This window comes from Leifsonia aquatica H1aii (assembly GCF_000633535.1).
Taxonomy (GTDB): domain Bacteria; phylum Actinomycetota; class Actinomycetes; order Actinomycetales; family Microbacteriaceae; genus Leifsonia; species Leifsonia aquatica_A.
Map to the genome: position 1 here is coordinate 90100 of NZ_AYMR01000010.1, position 16041 is coordinate 106140.

21 protein-coding genes are annotated in these 16041 nt (G+C 71.6%); 7 read left to right on the plus strand and 14 right to left on the minus strand.

The window, feature by feature from the left end; genetic code table 11:
- The first annotated feature begins 49 nt into the window (after positions 1 to 49).
- Entirely contained in the window at positions 50 to 859 is an 810-nt protein-coding gene (locus tag U870_RS0112135; RefSeq protein ID WP_025157657.1) for a ParA family protein, read from the plus strand.
- A 94-nt stretch (positions 860 to 953) separates the two neighbouring features.
- Here U870_RS0112135 and U870_RS0112140 read toward each other — a convergent pair whose 3' ends face one another.
- From U870_RS0112140 to U870_RS0112155, 4 genes are all read right to left on the minus strand, one after another.
- Positions 954 to 1505 carry a MerR family transcriptional regulator gene (locus tag U870_RS0112140; RefSeq protein ID WP_025157658.1) on the minus strand — a complete coding sequence of 184 codons (552 nt, stop codon included), beginning with the start codon at positions 1503 to 1505 and terminating at the stop codon, positions 954 to 956.
- Between the two features lie 131 nt (positions 1506 to 1636).
- Complete coding sequence (locus U870_RS0112145; protein ID WP_025157659.1) at positions 1637 to 2329, minus strand: MerR family transcriptional regulator; 693 nt, start codon at positions 2327 to 2329, stop codon at positions 1637 to 1639.
- Positions 2329 to 2838 (minus strand): FHA domain-containing protein, encoded by a 510-nt coding sequence (locus U870_RS0112150; RefSeq protein WP_430623524.1) that lies wholly within the window; start codon positions 2836 to 2838, stop codon positions 2329 to 2331. Before U870_RS0112150 ends, U870_RS0112145 begins: the two co-directional genes overlap by 1 nt.
- Complete coding sequence (locus U870_RS0112155; RefSeq protein WP_025157661.1) at positions 2825 to 3460, minus strand: CDP-alcohol phosphatidyltransferase family protein; 636 nt, start codon at positions 3458 to 3460, stop codon at positions 2825 to 2827. The genes U870_RS0112150 and U870_RS0112155 overlap by 14 nt, the downstream gene beginning before the upstream one ends.
- Positions 3461 to 3504: 44 nt before the next feature.
- Between U870_RS0112155 and U870_RS0112160 the strand changes: the two genes are divergently transcribed.
- Positions 3505 to 4335, plus strand: a complete 831-nt coding sequence (locus tag U870_RS0112160; RefSeq protein ID WP_025157662.1) for a DUF1295 domain-containing protein — start codon at positions 3505 to 3507, stop codon at positions 4333 to 4335.
- A 1-nt stretch (position 4336) separates the two neighbouring features.
- On the opposite strand, the gene U870_RS0112165 is transcribed toward U870_RS0112160, so the two are convergent.
- The gene (locus U870_RS0112165) at positions 4337 to 4834 is read right to left on the minus strand and encodes a hypothetical protein (RefSeq protein WP_025157663.1); all 498 of its coding nucleotides are present in this window, start codon (positions 4832 to 4834) and stop codon (positions 4337 to 4339) included.
- A gap of 76 nt (positions 4835 to 4910) precedes the next feature.
- On the opposite strand from U870_RS0112165, the gene U870_RS0112170 reads away from it, so the two are divergent.
- The 3 genes from U870_RS0112170 to U870_RS0112180 are packed head-to-tail and all read left to right on the plus strand — an operon-like array spanning position 4911 to position 6591.
- On the plus strand, positions 4911 to 5384 hold the full coding sequence (locus tag U870_RS0112170) for a HEAT repeat domain-containing protein (protein WP_025157664.1): 474 nt from the start codon (positions 4911 to 4913) through the stop codon (positions 5382 to 5384).
- Positions 5385 to 5386: 2 nt separating this feature from the next.
- Positions 5387 to 5758: an RNA-binding S4 domain-containing protein gene (locus U870_RS0112175; protein ID WP_025157665.1), complete on the plus strand. Its 372-nt coding sequence runs from the start codon at positions 5387 to 5389 to the stop codon at positions 5756 to 5758.
- Positions 5758 to 6591: a DUF72 domain-containing protein gene (locus tag U870_RS0112180; RefSeq protein ID WP_025157666.1), complete on the plus strand. Its 834-nt coding sequence runs from the start codon at positions 5758 to 5760 to the stop codon at positions 6589 to 6591. Before U870_RS0112175 ends, U870_RS0112180 begins: the two co-directional genes overlap by 1 nt.
- A 117-nt stretch (positions 6592 to 6708) precedes the next feature.
- On the opposite strand, the gene U870_RS0112185 is transcribed toward U870_RS0112180, so the two are convergent.
- Together U870_RS0112185 and U870_RS0112190 are read right to left on the minus strand one after the other, a co-directional pair.
- Complete coding sequence (locus U870_RS0112185; RefSeq protein ID WP_025157667.1) at positions 6709 to 7098, minus strand: VOC family protein; 390 nt, start codon at positions 7096 to 7098, stop codon at positions 6709 to 6711.
- A gap of 33 nt (positions 7099 to 7131) precedes the next feature.
- Positions 7132 to 8082, minus strand: a complete 951-nt coding sequence (locus U870_RS0112190) for a J domain-containing protein (protein ID WP_025157668.1) — start codon at positions 8080 to 8082, stop codon at positions 7132 to 7134.
- 171 nt (positions 8083 to 8253) lie between these two features.
- Between U870_RS0112190 and U870_RS0112195 the strand changes: the two genes are divergently transcribed.
- Positions 8254 to 8634: a VOC family protein gene (locus U870_RS0112195; RefSeq protein ID WP_025157669.1), complete on the plus strand. Its 381-nt coding sequence runs from the start codon at positions 8254 to 8256 to the stop codon at positions 8632 to 8634.
- Positions 8635 to 8673: 39 nt separating this feature from the next.
- Here U870_RS0112195 and U870_RS0112200 read toward each other — a convergent pair whose 3' ends face one another.
- The 6 genes from U870_RS0112200 to U870_RS0112225 are packed head-to-tail and all read right to left on the minus strand — an operon-like array spanning position 8674 to position 13837.
- The gene (locus tag U870_RS0112200) at positions 8674 to 9552 is read right to left on the minus strand and encodes a prenyltransferase (protein ID WP_025157670.1); all 879 of its coding nucleotides are present in this window, start codon (positions 9550 to 9552) and stop codon (positions 8674 to 8676) included.
- Positions 9549 to 9899 (minus strand): lycopene cyclase domain-containing protein, encoded by a 351-nt coding sequence (locus U870_RS0112205; protein ID WP_025157671.1) that lies wholly within the window; start codon positions 9897 to 9899, stop codon positions 9549 to 9551. Before U870_RS0112205 ends, U870_RS0112200 begins: the two co-directional genes overlap by 4 nt.
- On the minus strand, positions 9896 to 10225 hold the full coding sequence (locus U870_RS0112210) for a lycopene cyclase domain-containing protein (RefSeq protein WP_025157672.1): 330 nt from the start codon (positions 10223 to 10225) through the stop codon (positions 9896 to 9898). Before U870_RS0112210 ends, U870_RS0112205 begins: the two co-directional genes overlap by 4 nt.
- Positions 10222 to 11835 (minus strand): phytoene desaturase family protein, encoded by a 1614-nt coding sequence (crtI, locus tag U870_RS0112215; RefSeq protein ID WP_025157673.1) that lies wholly within the window; start codon positions 11833 to 11835, stop codon positions 10222 to 10224. Before crtI ends, U870_RS0112210 begins: the two co-directional genes overlap by 4 nt.
- Positions 11832 to 12737, minus strand: coding sequence for a phytoene/squalene synthase family protein (locus U870_RS0112220; protein WP_025157674.1), 906 nt, complete (start codon positions 12735 to 12737; stop codon positions 11832 to 11834). Before U870_RS0112220 ends, crtI begins: the two co-directional genes overlap by 4 nt.
- Positions 12734 to 13837, minus strand: coding sequence for a polyprenyl synthetase family protein (locus U870_RS0112225; protein WP_025157675.1), 1104 nt, complete (start codon positions 13835 to 13837; stop codon positions 12734 to 12736). Before U870_RS0112225 ends, U870_RS0112220 begins: the two co-directional genes overlap by 4 nt.
- Positions 13838 to 13927: 90 nt before the next feature.
- Between U870_RS0112225 and U870_RS0112230 the strand changes: the two genes are divergently transcribed.
- Positions 13928 to 14491 (plus strand): MarR family winged helix-turn-helix transcriptional regulator, encoded by a 564-nt coding sequence (locus tag U870_RS0112230; protein ID WP_025157676.1) that lies wholly within the window; start codon positions 13928 to 13930, stop codon positions 14489 to 14491.
- On the opposite strand, the gene U870_RS0112235 is transcribed toward U870_RS0112230, so the two are convergent.
- Positions 14466 to 15971: an SDR family oxidoreductase gene (locus U870_RS0112235; RefSeq protein ID WP_025157677.1), complete on the minus strand. Its 1506-nt coding sequence runs from the start codon at positions 15969 to 15971 to the stop codon at positions 14466 to 14468. The genes U870_RS0112230 and U870_RS0112235 overlap by 26 nt on opposite strands.
- Positions 15972 to 16041 lie beyond the last annotated feature (70 nt).

The window sequence follows — 16041 nt, forward strand, 5'->3', positions numbered from 1 at the left end:
ACAGCAAACGGTTAGGTTCTCTAAGACTAGTGAAGGTAACGTGGCTCTCGTGCACGTACTCAGCGTTAGTTCCCTCAAGGGCGGTGTCGGAAAGACCACGGTGACGCTCGGGTTGGCCTCGGCAGCGTTCGCGAAAGGTCTGCGGACGCTGGTCGTCGACCTCGATCCGCAGTCCGACGTCTCGACCGGCATGGACATCCAGGTCGCGGGTCACCTCAACGTGGCCGACGTGCTCGCCTCCCCGAAGGAGAAGATCGTGCGCGCCGCGATCGCGCCCTCCGGCTGGACAAAGGGCCGCGCGGGCAAGATCGACGTCATGATCGGCAGCCCGTCCGCCATCAACTTCGACGGGCCGCACCCGAGCATCCGCGACATCTGGAAGCTCGAGGAAGCGCTGGCGAACGTCGAGCACGACTACGAGCTCGTGCTGATCGACTGCGCGCCGTCCCTCAACGCACTCACCCGCACCGCGTGGGCGGCGAGCGACCGCGTCGCGGTCGTGACCGAGCCCGGCCTGTTCTCCGTCGCCGCGGCCGATCGTGCACTGCGCGCGATCGAGGAGATCCGCCGCGGGCTCTCGCCGCGACTCCAGCCGCTGGGCATCATCGTCAATCGTGCCCGCGTGCAGTCGCTGGAGCACCAGTTCCGGATCAAGGAGCTGCGTGACATGTTCGGCCCGCTCGTGCTCGCGCCGCAGCTGCCCGAGCGCACCTCGCTGCAGCAGGCGCAGGGCGCGGCCAAACCGTTGCACGTCTGGCCGGGCGAGAGCGCACAGGAGATGGCGCACAACTTCGACCTGCTCCTGGAGCGGGTGCTGCGCACCGCGCGCATCGGCGAGTACGCGACCGCCGGTTCCTGACCGGCATCGCCTCGCCCGCACGAAAGCATCGCCTCGCCCGCACGAAAAAGGACGGCCCGCGTCGGCGGACCGTCCGATCAGTCGGTGACGGGCGTCAGGACGCCCGGGACTTCGAGGCGCGACGCTGAGCGAGCTCGTCGAGTGCGTCGGCCTGGGTGTCGAGCTCGACCAGGCTGGACTCCACCTCGCGCAGCACCTTGCCGACTGCGATGCCGAAGACGCCCTGTCCCCGGCTCACGAGGTCGATGACCTCGTCGTTCGAGGTGCACAGGTAGACACTGGCGCCGTCGCTCATCAGCGTGGTCTGGGCGAGATCGCTCACGCCCGACTCCCGGAGCTGGTTGACCGCCGTCCGGATCTGCTGCAACGAGATGCCGGTGTCGAGGAGGCGCTTGACGAGCTTCAGGACGAGGATGTCGCGGAAGCCGTAGAGCCGCTGCGAGCCGGAGCCCGCCGCGCCGCGCACGGTCGGCTCGACCAGGCCCGTGCGGGCCCAGTAGTCGAGCTGCCGGTAGGAGATGCCGGCCGCGCGTGCGGCGACCGCACCGCGGTAGCCGTTGGCGTCGTCCATGTCGGGGAGGCCGTCGGTGAACAGCAGACCCAGGTCGTACCGGGCGGCGCCGTCGTCACGACTCGCTTCGCTCATGATGTTCGCCTCTCGCCCGTTCTCGGATCGTGCGCCGACGGTGGGGGCGCTTCATCCACGGTACCCATGCCGGAGGTCCCGGGCAACGACATCCGGCCATTCACTGTCGGCGTGTCGAGCGGATCCGTCAGTCACGGACGGATCCGGGACAGCGACGAACGGATGATGCTGCCGCGGACCACATCGAGCTGACCGGCGATCTCGCGGGCGAGTTCGGCCGTGCGGGCCTTGCTGGAGACGTCGTTGCGGCGCGCGATCGGCACCAGAGCCGTCTCGATCAGCCCGATCTCGCGCTCCGCCGCCGCCCGGAAGCCGCGCAGGTGGCGGGGCTCGATCCCGGTGCGCTCCAGCTCGACGAGCGCGCCGAGCACGGCCAGCGCGTCGTCGCCGTAGACGTCGGCCGGAGCGATGAGGGAGGCGCTGATCGCTTGCTGCAGCAGCTCCGGGCCCGCGCCCGTGCGCCTCAGCAGCTCATCGCGCTGGTACCGCGGCTCGTCGACGAGGATCGACGGCACCGGCGCTCCGCCGGGCAGCACGGGCTCGAGGCCCGCATCCAGATCGGCGAGATAGGCCTTGATGACCTTCAGCGGCAGGTAGTGGTCGCGCTGCATCCCGAGCACGATGCGCAGACGCTCCACGTCGGCCGGGGAGAACTTGCGGTAGCCGGACGCGGTGCGGGCCGGCGACACCAGCCCCCGCTCCTCGAGGAAGCGCAGCTTCGACGAGGACAGGTCGGGGAACTCGGGCGTGAGCCGGTCGAGCACCTGACCGATGCTCAGCAGGGCGCGGGAGGCGTCCGGCGCCCGCGCCGCTTGCCGGGCCACTAGCCGTTCGCCGCGGCGGCGAGGTCTTGGCGCGAAGCGTAGAACGTCAGGCGGAACTTGCCGATCTGGACCTCGGCGGAGTCGGAGAGCAGCGCGCTCTCGATGCGGACACCGTCGTAGTAGGTGCCGTTGAGCGATCCCAGATCGCGCACCTCGAACGCCGTGCCGCGCCGGGTGAACTCCGCGTGGCGGCGCGAGACGGTGACGTCGTCGAGGAAGATCTCCGCGTTCGGATGCCGCCCGGCCGTGGTCACATCCGCGTCGAGCAGGAACCGCGCACCGGCGTTCGGTCCGCGTCGCACCACGAGCAGCGCGGAGCCCGAGGGCAGGGCGCTGATCGCCTCCTGCTCCTCCGGGGAGATCTCCCCGTCGAGCGGGTACATCTTCGACACGAAGTCCTCGCCGAAGCGAGCCGTGGTGTCCTCATTCCCTGCCGCGGCATCACGCAGGGGGTTGTTCGCGGCGTCGTCGGCCGGTCTGTTCAGGTCGTTCTCGTCAGGCACCGTCAACCTCCTCGTGATCCAGCGTATCCGATCGCGCGCTCACGTCATCGGCCGGAAGTCGTATTACCCGGGCGGTTTCGCTGATGTAGACGATTCCGGCCCACCAGTAGAGGAAGGCGCCCCACAGGGCGAAGGCCCAGCCGAGCGGCAGGGAGAAGGGCGCGAGGGCCGTGAAGGCCTCCCCCAGCATGAGCAGCGGGAGCGCCCAGAACAGGCAGAACGTGGCGACTTTGCCGAGGTGGTGCACCGGCAGTGGGCCGAAGCCGTGGTTCGCGAGGATGACGCCCAGCACCGCGAGCATGACGTCGCGGGCGACGATGACGGCGACCAGCCACCAGGGGATGACCTCGCGCCAGGCGAGCCCGATCAGGGCCGCGAAGATGTAGAGCCGGTCGGCGGCGGGGTCGAGCAGCTGGCCGAGCCGGGACACCTGGTTCAGCCGTCGCGCGAGATAGCCGTCGAGGAAGTCGGTGATGCTCGAGACCACCAGGACGAGCAGCGCGAGCGCGTCGAGTCCGGCGATCACGAACGCCAGGAACACCGGCACCAGCGCAAGCCGGACGAAGCTCAGGATGTTCGGGATCGTCCAGACACGGGAACTCACCTCGCGTGCGCCGACTCCATCCACCACTCCACTCTACTGACCGATGGCCCACGGCCTAGGATGACGACGTGGAGCCCTTCATCGTCTGTCTCTGGATCCTGGCCGGTGTGTGCGTCGTGACCTGGGTGCTCTCGCTCATCACCGGCGAGCATTCGTGGGTCGACCGCATCTGGTCGCTGGTGCCGTTGGCCTATGTGTGGACGTTCGCCGGGTTCGCGGGCCTCCAGGACCCGCGGCTGAACCTGATGGCGGCGCTGGTGAGCCTGTGGGGCGCGCGGCTCACGTTCAACTTCGCCCGCAAGGGCGGCTACGCGCCCGGCGGCGAGGATTACCGCTGGGAGGTGCTGCGCGGCCGGATGGGCGCCGGCGCGTTCGCCCTGTTCAACCTGTTCTTCATCGTGATCTACCAGAACGTGCTCCTGCTGCTGATCTCGCTGCCCGTCTGGACGGCGTTCGAGAACCGGACACCGCTCGGACCGCTGGACATCGTGCTGGCGGTCGTCTTCCTGGCCTTCCTGGTCGGGGAGACCGTCGCCGACCAGCAGCAGTGGGACTTCCACCGCTGGAAGAAGGCGGAGACGGCCGCCGGGCGCACCCCGTCGCCGCGATTCCTGCAGACCGGGCTGTTCCGGGTCTCCCGGCACCCGAACTTCTTCTTCGAGCAGGCCCAGTGGTGGGTGTTCTTCTTCCTCGGCTGCGCGGCGGCGGGGTCGATCCTGCAGTGGACCGTGATCGGGCCCGTGCTCCTCACGGGCCTCTTCATCGGGTCGACCGTCTTCACCGAGAGCATCTCGCGGTCGCGTTACCCGGAGTACGCCGAGTACCAGCGCCGCACCTCCCCGATCGTGCCGTGGTTCCCGCGGCGGCGTAGCGACCAGACCGCCGCGGCGACGCGCTGAGTCAGGGGGCGACGGGCGCGGGTCGTCCAGGCTTCGGGAACACCGCGCGCATGTGGTCGGAGTCGAGGTAGTCGGCCACGCCGATCAGCAGCAGGCTGAACAGGATCTGCTCGCTCACCATCCAGAGCGGGTACAGCCCGGGGACGGCGGCCAGGACCAGCGTCACCACGGGGAAGATCTTCGAGAACAGCCGCAGGCGGGAGTACGCCCAGTAGTAGCCCTTCTGCGCGCGCCAGGCGAAGTAGAAGAGCGTGACGGTCATCGCCAGCACGATGAGCGCCCGCATCCACACGGCGAACGGCAGCGTCGTCCCGCCGACCGTCAGCACGACGGCGACCACGACCGCGGCGAGCCCGATGACCAGCTCGGCGAGGAGCAGCCAGTAGATGACGACGAACGCCCGGCGGGTGCGCGGGTGGTCCCGTCCCTCGGCCGAGATCGTGTATCCGGCGTGGCGGCCTCCCGCGAGGCGGTCGAGCCGCGTCAGCAGATGTTCCATGCCAACACGGTACCTCCCGCATGGATCCCGGCGGGTGATCCGGGCGCTCGAGGGCCGGAGCGCGTACCGTGGAGGCATGTCCTGCATCCGGTTCAACACCCCCGCTCAGCGTCAGGCGATGCGTGAGCACAGCCCGGCGATGCTCACGGCGGAGGAGGCGGCGGCACTGCATCCCGCGCCCGAGGTGACGGAGAGCAAGATCCGCCGGCTGCGCCTGCTCGCCCGCGACGCCAATCCGAAGATCCGGGAGGCCGTCGCGAGCAGCTACAACACCCCCGTCGACCTGTTCCAGGCGCTCGCGACCGATCCCGACGAGGGCGTCCGCGGCTGCGTCGCCAAGAACGAGGCGACCCCGTGCGACATCCTGCGGGAGCTGGCCGACGACCGCTCCGAGACGGTGCGCGGCTGGGTGGCCGTGAACTACTTCGTGCCGGCCGACGTGATGGAGAAACTCGCCGGCGATCGCAGCCGCACGGTCCGCAGCCTGGTGAAGTGGAAGGCGCAGCTGGCCGAAGAGGCCGCCGCCGAGGCTGCTCCCGTCTCGGTCTGACCGTGCCCGATCCGTCGAGCGTCCGCGTCGATTCGTGGGCCTGGGCCGTGCGGCTGTTCAAGACGCGCTCGGCCGCATCCGACGCGGCCAAGGCCGGGCACCTGAAGGTCAACGGCGAGCGCGCCAAGCCCTCGCAGCCGGTGAAGGTCGGCGACGAAGTCCGCGCGTTCGTGGCCGGTTCGGAGAAGATCTACATCGCCCGGCGCCTCATCGTGAAGCGCGTGGGCGCCGCGGTCGCGGAGGAGTGCATCGAGGACCGCACCCCTCCCCCGCCTCCGAAGACCGAGCGGCCGACCGATGTGACGCGCGAGCGCGGCGCCGGCCGGCCGACGAAGCGCGACCGCCGCTTGATCGAGCAGCTGCGGGGGCATTGATGGCGTCGCCGGCGGTCGGCACCTCCCGGGTCGGGATCGCCGGGTGGACGTATGCGCCCTGGCGCGGGGCGTTCTACCCGACGGGGCTCCCCCACCGCGCCGAATTGGCCTACGCGGCCGAGCGGCTCGACTCGATCGAGCTCAACGGCAGCTTCTACGCGCTGCAACGCCCCAGCAGCTGGCGGACCTGGGCGGCGGCGACCCCGGAGGACTTCGTTTTCTCGGTGAAGGGCGGCCGGTACATCACCCACATCCTGCGCCTGAAGAACACGCGGGAGGCGCTGGCGAACTTCTTCGCCTCCGGCATGCTCACGCTCGGCCCGAAGCTCGGCCCGCTGCTGTGGCAGCTGCCGCCGAACCTGCCCTTCGACCCCGACGCGCTCGATGCCTTCCTCGGTTCGCTGCCGACGACCGCGCGCGCCGCCGCGGAGCTGGCGGGCGAGAGCACCCTCGACGAGGACAGAAGGGACGCGACGGTGCCGGCCGACTTTCCGCTGCGGCACGCGGTGGAGGCCCGGCACCCGTCCTTCGCCGACCCGGCGTTCGCCCGGATCGCCCGTGAGCACGGCGCGGCCGTGGTGGTGGCCGACACCGCCGGACGCTATCCGTTGCTGCGCGAGGTCACGGCCGACTTCGTCTACGTGCGGCTGCACGGCGACGAGGAGCTCTACACGAGCGGCTACACGGACGAGGCGCTCGACCGCTGGGCCGCCGATGTGCACGCCTGGCTCGGCGACGGCCTCGACGTCTACGCCTACTTCGACAACGACGTGAAGGTGCGGGCGCCGTACGACGCGATGGCCCTGCGCGAGCGGCTCTCCCGCCCGGCGTAGCGGCCGCGACCGCTGCGGTTCGGGACGAACGCGGCGCGGCGCGGCGGCGCGCTCGTCCCGAACCGCAGCGGTCGCCGGCCGGGCGAAGCGAGAGCGGCGCGGGCCGGGAGCGGGCGGTCAGTCCTGGAGGACCGAGAGCACGTTTCCCGCGGGGTCGCGGAACCAGGCGATGTCGGGCCCGCGATTCTGGCTGCGCCCGCGCAGGACGCCCTTCTCGTCGGTCGGGAGGTTCTCGTCGTCGTAGATCGCCGTGGCCACGCCGCGGGCGTTGAGGTCGTCGACGGCGGCGTCGATGTCCGCCACGACCAGATTGAGGATGGTGAAGGTCGCCGGCTGGTGGTCGGGCTTCGGGTAGACGAAGACGTGGGAGCCGGTCGGGAGGGCGATGTCGAGGTTGCCCATCGGGCCGTCGGTGACGTCGAGTCCAAGGGTGTCGCGGTAGAACGTGCGTGCCGCGTCGATGTCGTCGACGCTGAAACCGCTGAAGATGTCGAGTGGTGTGACCATGCGGCCCACTCTGCCCCTCCCGGCCTTCCGCGTCTAGACGAAGCGGACGGCCTCCTGCAGCCGGGTGCGCAGCTCGAAGGCGCGGTCGACGCTCTCGCGGGCGGCGGCGTTCGCGCCGTCGCGGAGGATGGTCGGCAGCAGCGAGCGGCGCACGACCAGCGAACCGGCGAGCCGGCCGCGCTGCACCACGTCGACCGGCACGGCGAGGGCGTCGTCGGGCACCACGACGATCAGGGTCGTGAACCGCACGCCCGCCTGCCGGCCGAAGCTCTTCGCCGCGCGGTGCAGGTCGTGGAACGGCTCCTCGCCCGGTGCGATGCCGGGGCCGACCAGCTCGCCCTTGGCCAGCTTGACCTCGGCTCCCCAATCGGCCGAGCGCAGGGCGAAGAGCCCGGCAGGGCCGAGCACGATGTGGTCGAGCTTGGCGTCGGAGGAGGGGTGGACGGCGACGTCGTTCCAGATGGTGAAGCCGATCCCGAGGCCGGAGACGGCGCGCGCGGTCGCCTCCTCGGCGAGCGCCTCCGCGAGGAGCCCGCGGATCTCTCGGGGCGCGGAGCGCACCAGCGCCGGGTCGTAAGGGTCGTCGAGCTCGGTGCCGCGGCCGACCCACTCGCGCAGCAGGATGAGGTAGCGCTCCCGGGCCCGTCCCCCCGGGTGGCCGTAGCTGCGCGCCTTGACCGTGGCGCCGCGGCCCGACCGGGTGGAGTGGAAGGTCGCGCTGAAGCCTCCGCCGTCGCCGTCGTACCCGCCGGCCACGGCGTCGACCACGACGGTCTCGCCGCGGTCGTAGCGGGCACGGTCGTCCGGTTCGCCGATCAGCTCCCACGCCTCCTGCACCGCCTGGAACGCCGCGGCCGTGCCGCCGGTGTCGGGATGGGTCTGCCGGGCGAGGCGACGGTAGGCGCGGCGCAGCTCCTCCTGGGTCGCCGTGGAGCGGACGCCGAGCACCTCGTACGGGGTGGGTGCGGCGGGGCTGTCGCTCATGCGTCGGGTGATCCTTCGGTCGGCGGGAGGGTCGGATTCCGACGATAGCGCGCCCGTCCGGGCGTTTGCTCGATTTCGACGAGGGCGAAATTCGGATTGCGGACGATAACTGACCGCTTGCCTCCCTACGCTGGGAGGACAACGGAAGACACGGACAGAAAGGCACCGACCATGGCCATCAGCGACTGGCGCATCGAGCTCATCATCCTCCCCGTCACCGACGTCGACCGGGCGAAGGAGTTCTACGTGAAGAAGCTCGGCTGGAACGCCGACCACGACCAGCGCGTCTCCCCCACGCTGCGTTTCGTGCAGGTGACGCCGCCCGGATCCGCCTGCTCGATCGCCTTCGGCGAGAGCCTCACCGAGATGGAGCCGGGCACCATGCAGGGACTGCAGATCGTGATTCCGGACGCCGATGCGGCGCTCGCCCACCTGCAGGAGAACGGCGTCGAGGCGCAGGGCGTCGCCGACCTCGCCTGGGGCCGCTTCGTGACGTTCACCGACCCGGACGGCAACGCGTGGTCGCTGCAGGAGCTCCCGCAGCGGTCGTAGCCGGACCACGCCGATCCCGGCCGATCCCTGCCGCCCGGCTCAGCCGAGAGCGTAGCCGATCAGCAGCATCGTGACGACGAAGCCGCAGGCGTAGTTGATCCAGAGGAAGCGCCGCCAGCCCCGGTTGGCGGCGCTCGCCTGCGCGTCGGGGATCGACCAGTAGGGGGCGGCCGCCAGGATGTACGGCACCGCGAGGAGCGCCGCCAGCGGTCCCGGCCATGCGGTGCCGAGCATGCAGAGTCCGGCCAGTGCCCAGGACCCGATCGCGACGCGGGTGGTCCGTGCCGCGCCGAGCACGGTGGCGATGGAGGCGATGCCGCCCTCACGGTCGGGGACGACGTCCTGCACGGCCCCGAAGGCGTGGCTGCCGATCCCCCAGAGGAAGAAGGCCAGCAGCAGCAGCCACAGCTGCGGGGTGAAGACGGCTCCGGCGAGCACGAGGCCGTACAGCCCCGGGCTGACGAAGTGGAAGCTGGAGGTCGCAGAGTCCAGGAACGGGATCTCCTTGAACCGCAGCCCGCGCACCGAGTACGCGAGCACGGCGAACACGCTGGCGGCGAGCACGAGCCACGACAGCGGAGAGCCGACGACGACCAGGTAGATCAGGAACGGGAGGCTCGTCGCCGCCGAGGCGATCAGCGTGCGCCGGTGCATCCCCCGGTCGAGCAGGGCCCCCTCCGCGCCGCCCTTGCGGGGGTTGCGCAGATCCGACTCGTAGTCGAAGACGTCGTTCACGCCGTACATGGTGAGGTTGTACGGGACGAGGAAGTACAGCGTGCCCACGACGAACGTGACGTCGACGCGTCCGGTGACGAGCAGGAAGGCCGCCGCGAACGGGAAGGCCGTGTTGATCCAGCTGAGCGGCCGGGAGGCGATCAGCAGCTGGCGCCAGGGAGCGGGGGCGGTCGTCGTGGTCACCGTCCCTCCCGTCCGCGCGCCGGCGCGGCGCGGCGCGGCCGCCGGCGCAGCAGCAGCCACACGGCCGGGAGCAGCAGGAGCCCGGCGATCGGATACGCGAAGTCCTCCACCGGCACCAGGCCGAGACGGAGGCCGGTGAGATGCGCGTCGCCGTAGGTCATCAGCCCGGCGCCGATCATCAGGTTGTCGAAGACCGCGGTGAGCACGCCGATCAGCACTCCGGCCGCGAGCACCGGGAGGGCCCAGCGGCGCAGCAGCGGCCGGCGATCGGGAGCACGCACCAGTGCGACGGCCAGGACGGCGGCCGCGACGACGAGGAAGACGAGGCTGAGCCACAGGTAGGTCATGGGCGGCCCGCCTTCCACCGGTCGAGGACCGCCCGGGCGCCGAAGATCAGCACCAGGGTCAGGTAGCAGAGGAAGAGCAGGAAGAACAGCTCCTCCAGCGGCAGCTCGGGCGCGACCTCGATGCCGGTCATGAAGCGCGATCCGCCGCGCGCGAAGATGCCCAGCGCGATGCCGAAGGCGTCCCAGGCGAGGAAGAACACGAGGCCGACCGCCAGCGTGACGGCGGCGCGCCGCGCATCCCGCCAGAAGACCAGGCCGAACCGGCGGTCGAGGAGCACCATCGCGCCCAGCGAGACCAGCAGGGCGAGCAGGTAGACCAGGTTCACCGCACACGCTCCCGCTGCGGCGCACGGGCGCTCGGCTCCGGCATGAGCGGTTCGGGCATCGGCGTCGCCGTGGTGTCGCCGCGCAGACGCTTGACGACGAGTTCGGCACTGATCAGGCACATCGGCAGACCGATGCCGGGGATGGTCGAGCAGCCCGCGTAGTAGAGGCCGTCGACCCGCTCGGACGCGTTGCCGGGCCGGAAGAAGGCGCTCTGCCGGAGCGTGTGCGCCGGCCCCAGGGCTCCCCCGCTCCAGGCGTTGACGTCGCGCGCGAAGTCCTCCGGCCCGATCGTCCGGCGCAGCACGACGCGGTCGGCGAGGTCGTCGATGCCCGCCCAGGCCGCCACCTGCGCGATGGCGGCATCGGCGGTGCGCTCGACGAGCCGGTCCCCGTCGCCGTCGACACCGCCGGAGCCGATGGACACGTCCGCCGGAACAGGGACGAGCACGAACAGGTTCTCGTAGCCGTCCGGCGCGACCGCCGGATCGGTCTCGCTCGGTTTGCACACGTAGAGGGACGCGGGGTCCGGGATGCCGGGCTCCGCACCGTAGATGCGCTCGAAGTTGGCGGCCCAGTCGGTGGTGAAGAACAGGTTGTGGTGGGTGAGCTGCGGCAGCCTCCCGCGCACGCCCAGCAGGACGAGCACCGCGCCGGGCCCGGGGTCGCGCTTCTCCCAGACGCGCTCGGGATGGGTGCGCAGCTCGGGCGGCAGGAGCCGCGTCTCGGTGTGGTGCAGGTCGGCGGCCGAGACGACCACGTCCGCGCCGAGCTCCTGCAGGTCACCGGTGGCGCCGACGTACGAGACGCCGGTGGCGCGGGCGCGGGAGCGTCCTCCCGCGGTGCGGATCGCCGTGACCCGGGCGCCGGTGACGATCCGCACCCCGGCGTCGGCGGCGAGCGCCGCGACCCGGTCGATCAGCGCGGCGAAACCGCCCAGCGGGTAGCGCACGCCGTCGTCGAGATCGAGGTGGCTCATCAGGCTGTACATGCTCGGGGCGCGGTCGGGCGAGGTGCCGAGGAAGACTGCGGGATAGCCCAGGATCTGCCGCAGCCGCACGTCGCGCACGAACCCGGCGGCATAGCGGTCCAGGGGCTCCAGCAGCAGCCGGAGGAGTCGGCCCGTCCGCCGCAGGACCGCTCGGGAGAGCAACGGACGCAGGGACGCGAACGTGCCGTAGAGGAAGGTCGAGACGGCCATCCGGTACGTCTCGCCGGCGCGGGCGAGGTAGCGGTCGAGCGCGGCGCCGGCCCCGGGCTCGACACTCTCGAACAGGGCGCGGTTGGCGGCGCCGTCGGCGCGCACCTCGAGCGGCTCGCGGCCGTCCTCCGAGAACACCCGGTAGCCGGGGTCGAGGGTGACGAGGTCCAGCTGCTCGGCGGTGCTGGTGCCCAGCAGTCCGAAGAAGTGGTCGAACACCTCCGGCATCAGGTACCAGGAGGGCCCGGTGTCGAAGCGGAACCCGTCGTGCGACCAGCTGCCGGCCCGGCCGCCGACCACCGGGGACTGCTCCAGCAGGGTGACCTCGTGGCCGTCGCGTGCGAGGAGCGCCGCGGAGGCCAGCCCGGCGATGCCGCCGCCCACGACGACGACCCGGCGCCGCCCGGTCATCGGCGCGACCCGGCGCCGACCCGGACGAGGATGGCGAGCTTGGTGCGGGTCGGCACGCTCACCCGGCGCTGCAGCAGGTCGGTCGCCGGAGTGGAGCGGATGCGGTCGCTCAGCTCGGCGAACAGCCCGTGCGCGGCGAGCACGGCCCGTCGGCAGCCGTCCGGCAGCTCGGGGATGACGTCGGCGGCCGCACCGAGGTCGCAGTCGATGTCGACGACCAGCGCGAGCTTCTGCCGTTCGGTGAGCCGGGCCGGGTCGATGCCCGGGAAATAGCTGCGGCCGAGCTCGGTGTAGTCGACGGCGAGGTCGCGCAGGAAGTTGATCTTCTGGAAGGCCGCGCCGAGCCGGCGTGCGCCGTCCTCCAGGCGACGGCGGGTCTCCACGGGCACCGAGCGGCCGCTGAGGAACGCGGCGAGGCACATCAGGCCGATCACTTCGGCGGAGCCGTAGATGTACTCGCGCAGCTCGTCCGCGCTGAAATCGACCGGGCTCAGGTCGCGGCGCATCGACGCGAAGAACGGGCGGGTGAGCTCGGTGCCGAAACCGGCGCTGCGGGCGGTCGCCGCGAACGAGTGGACGACGACGTTCGCGCTGTACCCGGTGCGCATCGCACGTTCGGTGTCCGCCTCCAGCGCATCGAGCAGCTCGCGCTGGTCTGCCACGGTCAGCCCCGCCTCGGCAGCCGCTCCGTCGACGATCTCGTCGGCCACCCGCACCAGCGAGTACACGTCCTCCACCCGGGGGCGGACCTCGGCGCCGAGAAGGCGGGTCGCCATCCCGAAGGAGGTCGAGTACTCCCGGATGATCGTCGCGGCCCCGGCGTGCGCCGCACGGGTGTAGAGGGCGAGGTCGGTGGGATGCGCTCCGGCGGGGGCGGTGCCGGCGACCGGCGCCCGGGTCATCCGGCCCTCCCGATGCAGCCGCGCGCGATCGCCGTGAGCTCGGCCGCGAGGACCGACGGGACCTGCGGCACGTCGAGGGCGGCGATCGCCTGCTCGACGTGCTCGGCGAGGAGCCGCTCGGCGAACCGCCGGGCCCCGCAGGCCTCCAGCAGCGCCGCAAGCCGTGCGGCACCGGCGGGGGTGAGATCGTCGCGGCCGAGGCCGTCGGCGATCTCCGGCCACGCCTCGGTGGTGCGCGCGAAGGCGATCAGCGTGGTCTTCTTGCCTTCGCGCAGATCGCTCAGCACGCTCTTGCCCGTCGCCCGTTGGTCTCCGTAGACGCCGAGGAGGTCGTCGCCGAGCTGGAACGCCACCCCGACGAGCCGTCCGTACTCCGCGAGCACGGACAGCAGGCCGTCGTCGGCTCCGGCGAGGATGGCCCCCGCCATGATCGGGCCTGCGACCGAGTACTCCGCGGTCTTGCGCTCGGTCATGCCGAGCACGGCCGGCAGCGAAGGCGGTGTCAGGCCGACCGCGAGGGCGACGTCGGCCAGTTCGCCCGCCGCGGTCACCACCAGCGAGTGGTCCAGCACGTCGAGCAGCCGCTCCCGCGCCGGCGCCGGAACGTCGAGCCGGCCGACGAGTGCGGTCGCGGCGTGCAGCAGCAGGTCGCCGGCGAGGATGGACGCCGCCTCCCCCCAGAGCCGGGCCTGGGCGGGTGTGGCGCCCGCGGCCGCGGCGTCCCCGGCGAACTCGCCGGAGAGGTTCGGCCTCCCGCGGCGCACGGTGTCGCCGTCGATGACGTCGTCGTGGAGGAGGAAGGCCGTGTGCAGCAGCTCGAAGGCGGTCGCGGTATCGATCGCCGCCGCGTCGATCCCGGCGCCGAGCGATGCCGTGGTGGAGAGCACGAATCGGGGCCGCATCCGCTTGCCCCCGTCGGCGGCCGCACGGGCGCCGGCCCAGAGCTGCTGATAGTCCTCGCCGTAGCCGGCCGATGCCGCGATCCGTTCGGCGAAGAACGCAGCCAGCCTGCCGTCGACGGCCGCGAGCCCCTCCGCCACGTCCGCAGTTCGGACGGGTGCCGTCTCGGGGCGGTCGGTGCGGGAATCGAAGCGGGTCATCCGAACCTCCTCGTGTGCGAACGACCAGAATACCTAGCCAAGATAGAAAATAACTTAGCACGCTTCTTACTCGTCGCATAGGATGTCCGCATGAGCTCCAGGGACGATGCGCGCCGCATCTCCGGGTCGATGGTCGACCCGCGCGTCATCGACCCCGGACAGGAACTGGTGCGGCACGACGACCTATCCGAGCGTGAGCTCGCCGAGATCGTCGGCCTGCTGACGTCGATCCGCGACTGGCGGGAGGCCGAGCAGCGGCTGAGCTTCGAGTCGCGGTCCCAGCTCCGCCTCAACGAGACCGACATGAAGGCTCTGCGGTACATCATCGCCTCCATGAACGCCGGCGTCGCCGTCACGGCCGGAGCGCTCGCGGAGCACCTCCACATCTCCACCGCCTCCACGACCAAGCTGCTCGATCGGCTGGAGGCGTCCGGCCACGTCGTTCGCCGGCCGCACCCCACCGACCGCCGCGCCGTGACCGTCGAGATCACCCCGGAGACGCACCGCGAGGTGCGCCGCACCATGGGGCTGCAGCACGCCCGGCGTTTCCAGGTCGCCCGGGCCCTCACCTCCGACGAGCGCGCCGTGGTCACGCGGTTCCTGACGGACCTCAGCGCGACCACCCTGGTCATCGCTCCGCCGGTCGCGGACTGACCACCGAGCGGAGCCGGTCCGGCTCGGTGACGATACGGTTCGCCATCCCGTTGAAGATGATGCCGTGGAACGGCAGGATCGAATACCAGTAGAGCCGGCCCGCCAGCCCGCGCGGGAAGAACACGGCGCGCTGCCGGTATCGCGAGCCTCCCCCGTCCCCCGGGGTCACCTCCAGCTCCAGCCAGGCCCGGCCGGGCACCCGCATCTCGGCGCGCAGGCGCAGATCACCGCCGTCCGCGCTGCGGGAGATCCGCTCGACCCGCCACCAGTCGAGCACGTCGCCGGTCGACAGCCGGTCCGCGTCCCGGCGGCCCCGCCGCAGCCCGACGCCGCCGACCAGCTTGTCCGCCCAGCCGCGCAGGGCCCACGCCAGCGGGAAGGAGTACCACCCCCGTTCGCCGCCGATGCCCTCCACGACCCGCCAGAGCTCGGCGGGCTCGGCATCGGACGTGCGTTCGCGCACGTCGGTGTAGACCGTGTGACCCGCCCACTCCGGATCGCTCGGCAGCGGGTCGCTGGGCGCGCCCGCGACCGAGGAGTTGCGCCAGCTGGTCTCGACATCCCCGTCGCGCATGCGGGCCAGGGCGAGCCGCACGGCCGTCCGGTAGCCGGTGAGGCCGCCGGGCGGCGGCGCGATGACGCCGTCGATGTCGTGCTCCCGCATCACGCAGTCGTACTGCAGCGATTCGATGATCGGCACCGCGAGGCTGCGCGGGATCGGGGTGACCAGGTTGACCCACTGCGAGGCGAGCCACGGCGTGAACACCGGAAGCGCCGCGATCGGCCGCTGCGGCAGCCCGGCCTCGACCGCGAAGCCGTTCATCATCTGGCCGTAGCGCAGGATGTCGGGGCCGCCCACATCGAACGCGCGCGACACCTCCGGGGGGAGCTCGGCGGCCTCGACGAGATAGTGCAGCACGTCGCGGACGGCGATCGGCTGGATGCGGTTGCGGACCCAGCGCGGCGCGGGCATGTACGGCAGCACCTCGGTGAGGTGCCGGATCATCTCGAACGACGCCGACCCCGACCCGATCACGACCCCCGCCTGGAGCACGACCGTCGGGACACCGGACTCGAGCAGGATGCGCCCCACGGCGACCCGAGAGCGCAGGTGCCGCGAGAGCGGGCCGTCGGGGTGCAGGGCGCCGAGGTAGACGATCCGGCGGACCCCGGCCTCCCGGGCCGCAGTCGCGACCGTGCGCGCGGCGGCGGATTCCTCGTCCTCGAAGTCGCCCCGGGCACGCATGGAGTGCACCAGGTAGTAGACGACGTCGATGTCCTCCATCGACCGCGCCACCGAATCCGGGTCGCCGAGGTCGCCGCGGACGACCTCCACCTCGTCCGCCCACGGGACGTCGGCCAGCTTCTGCGGCGAGCGCGCCAGCACCCGCACGGTGTGGCCGCGGGCGAGCAGTCGCGGCACGAGGCGGCCCCCGACGTACCCGGTCGCTCCGGTCACGAGCACGCGCTGCCGAGTCATGCGCCGACCATACGCCGCGGCACGCGGCCCGCAACCGCCACCGCTGCGTCGGCTTCGTCCTGTACGGTTC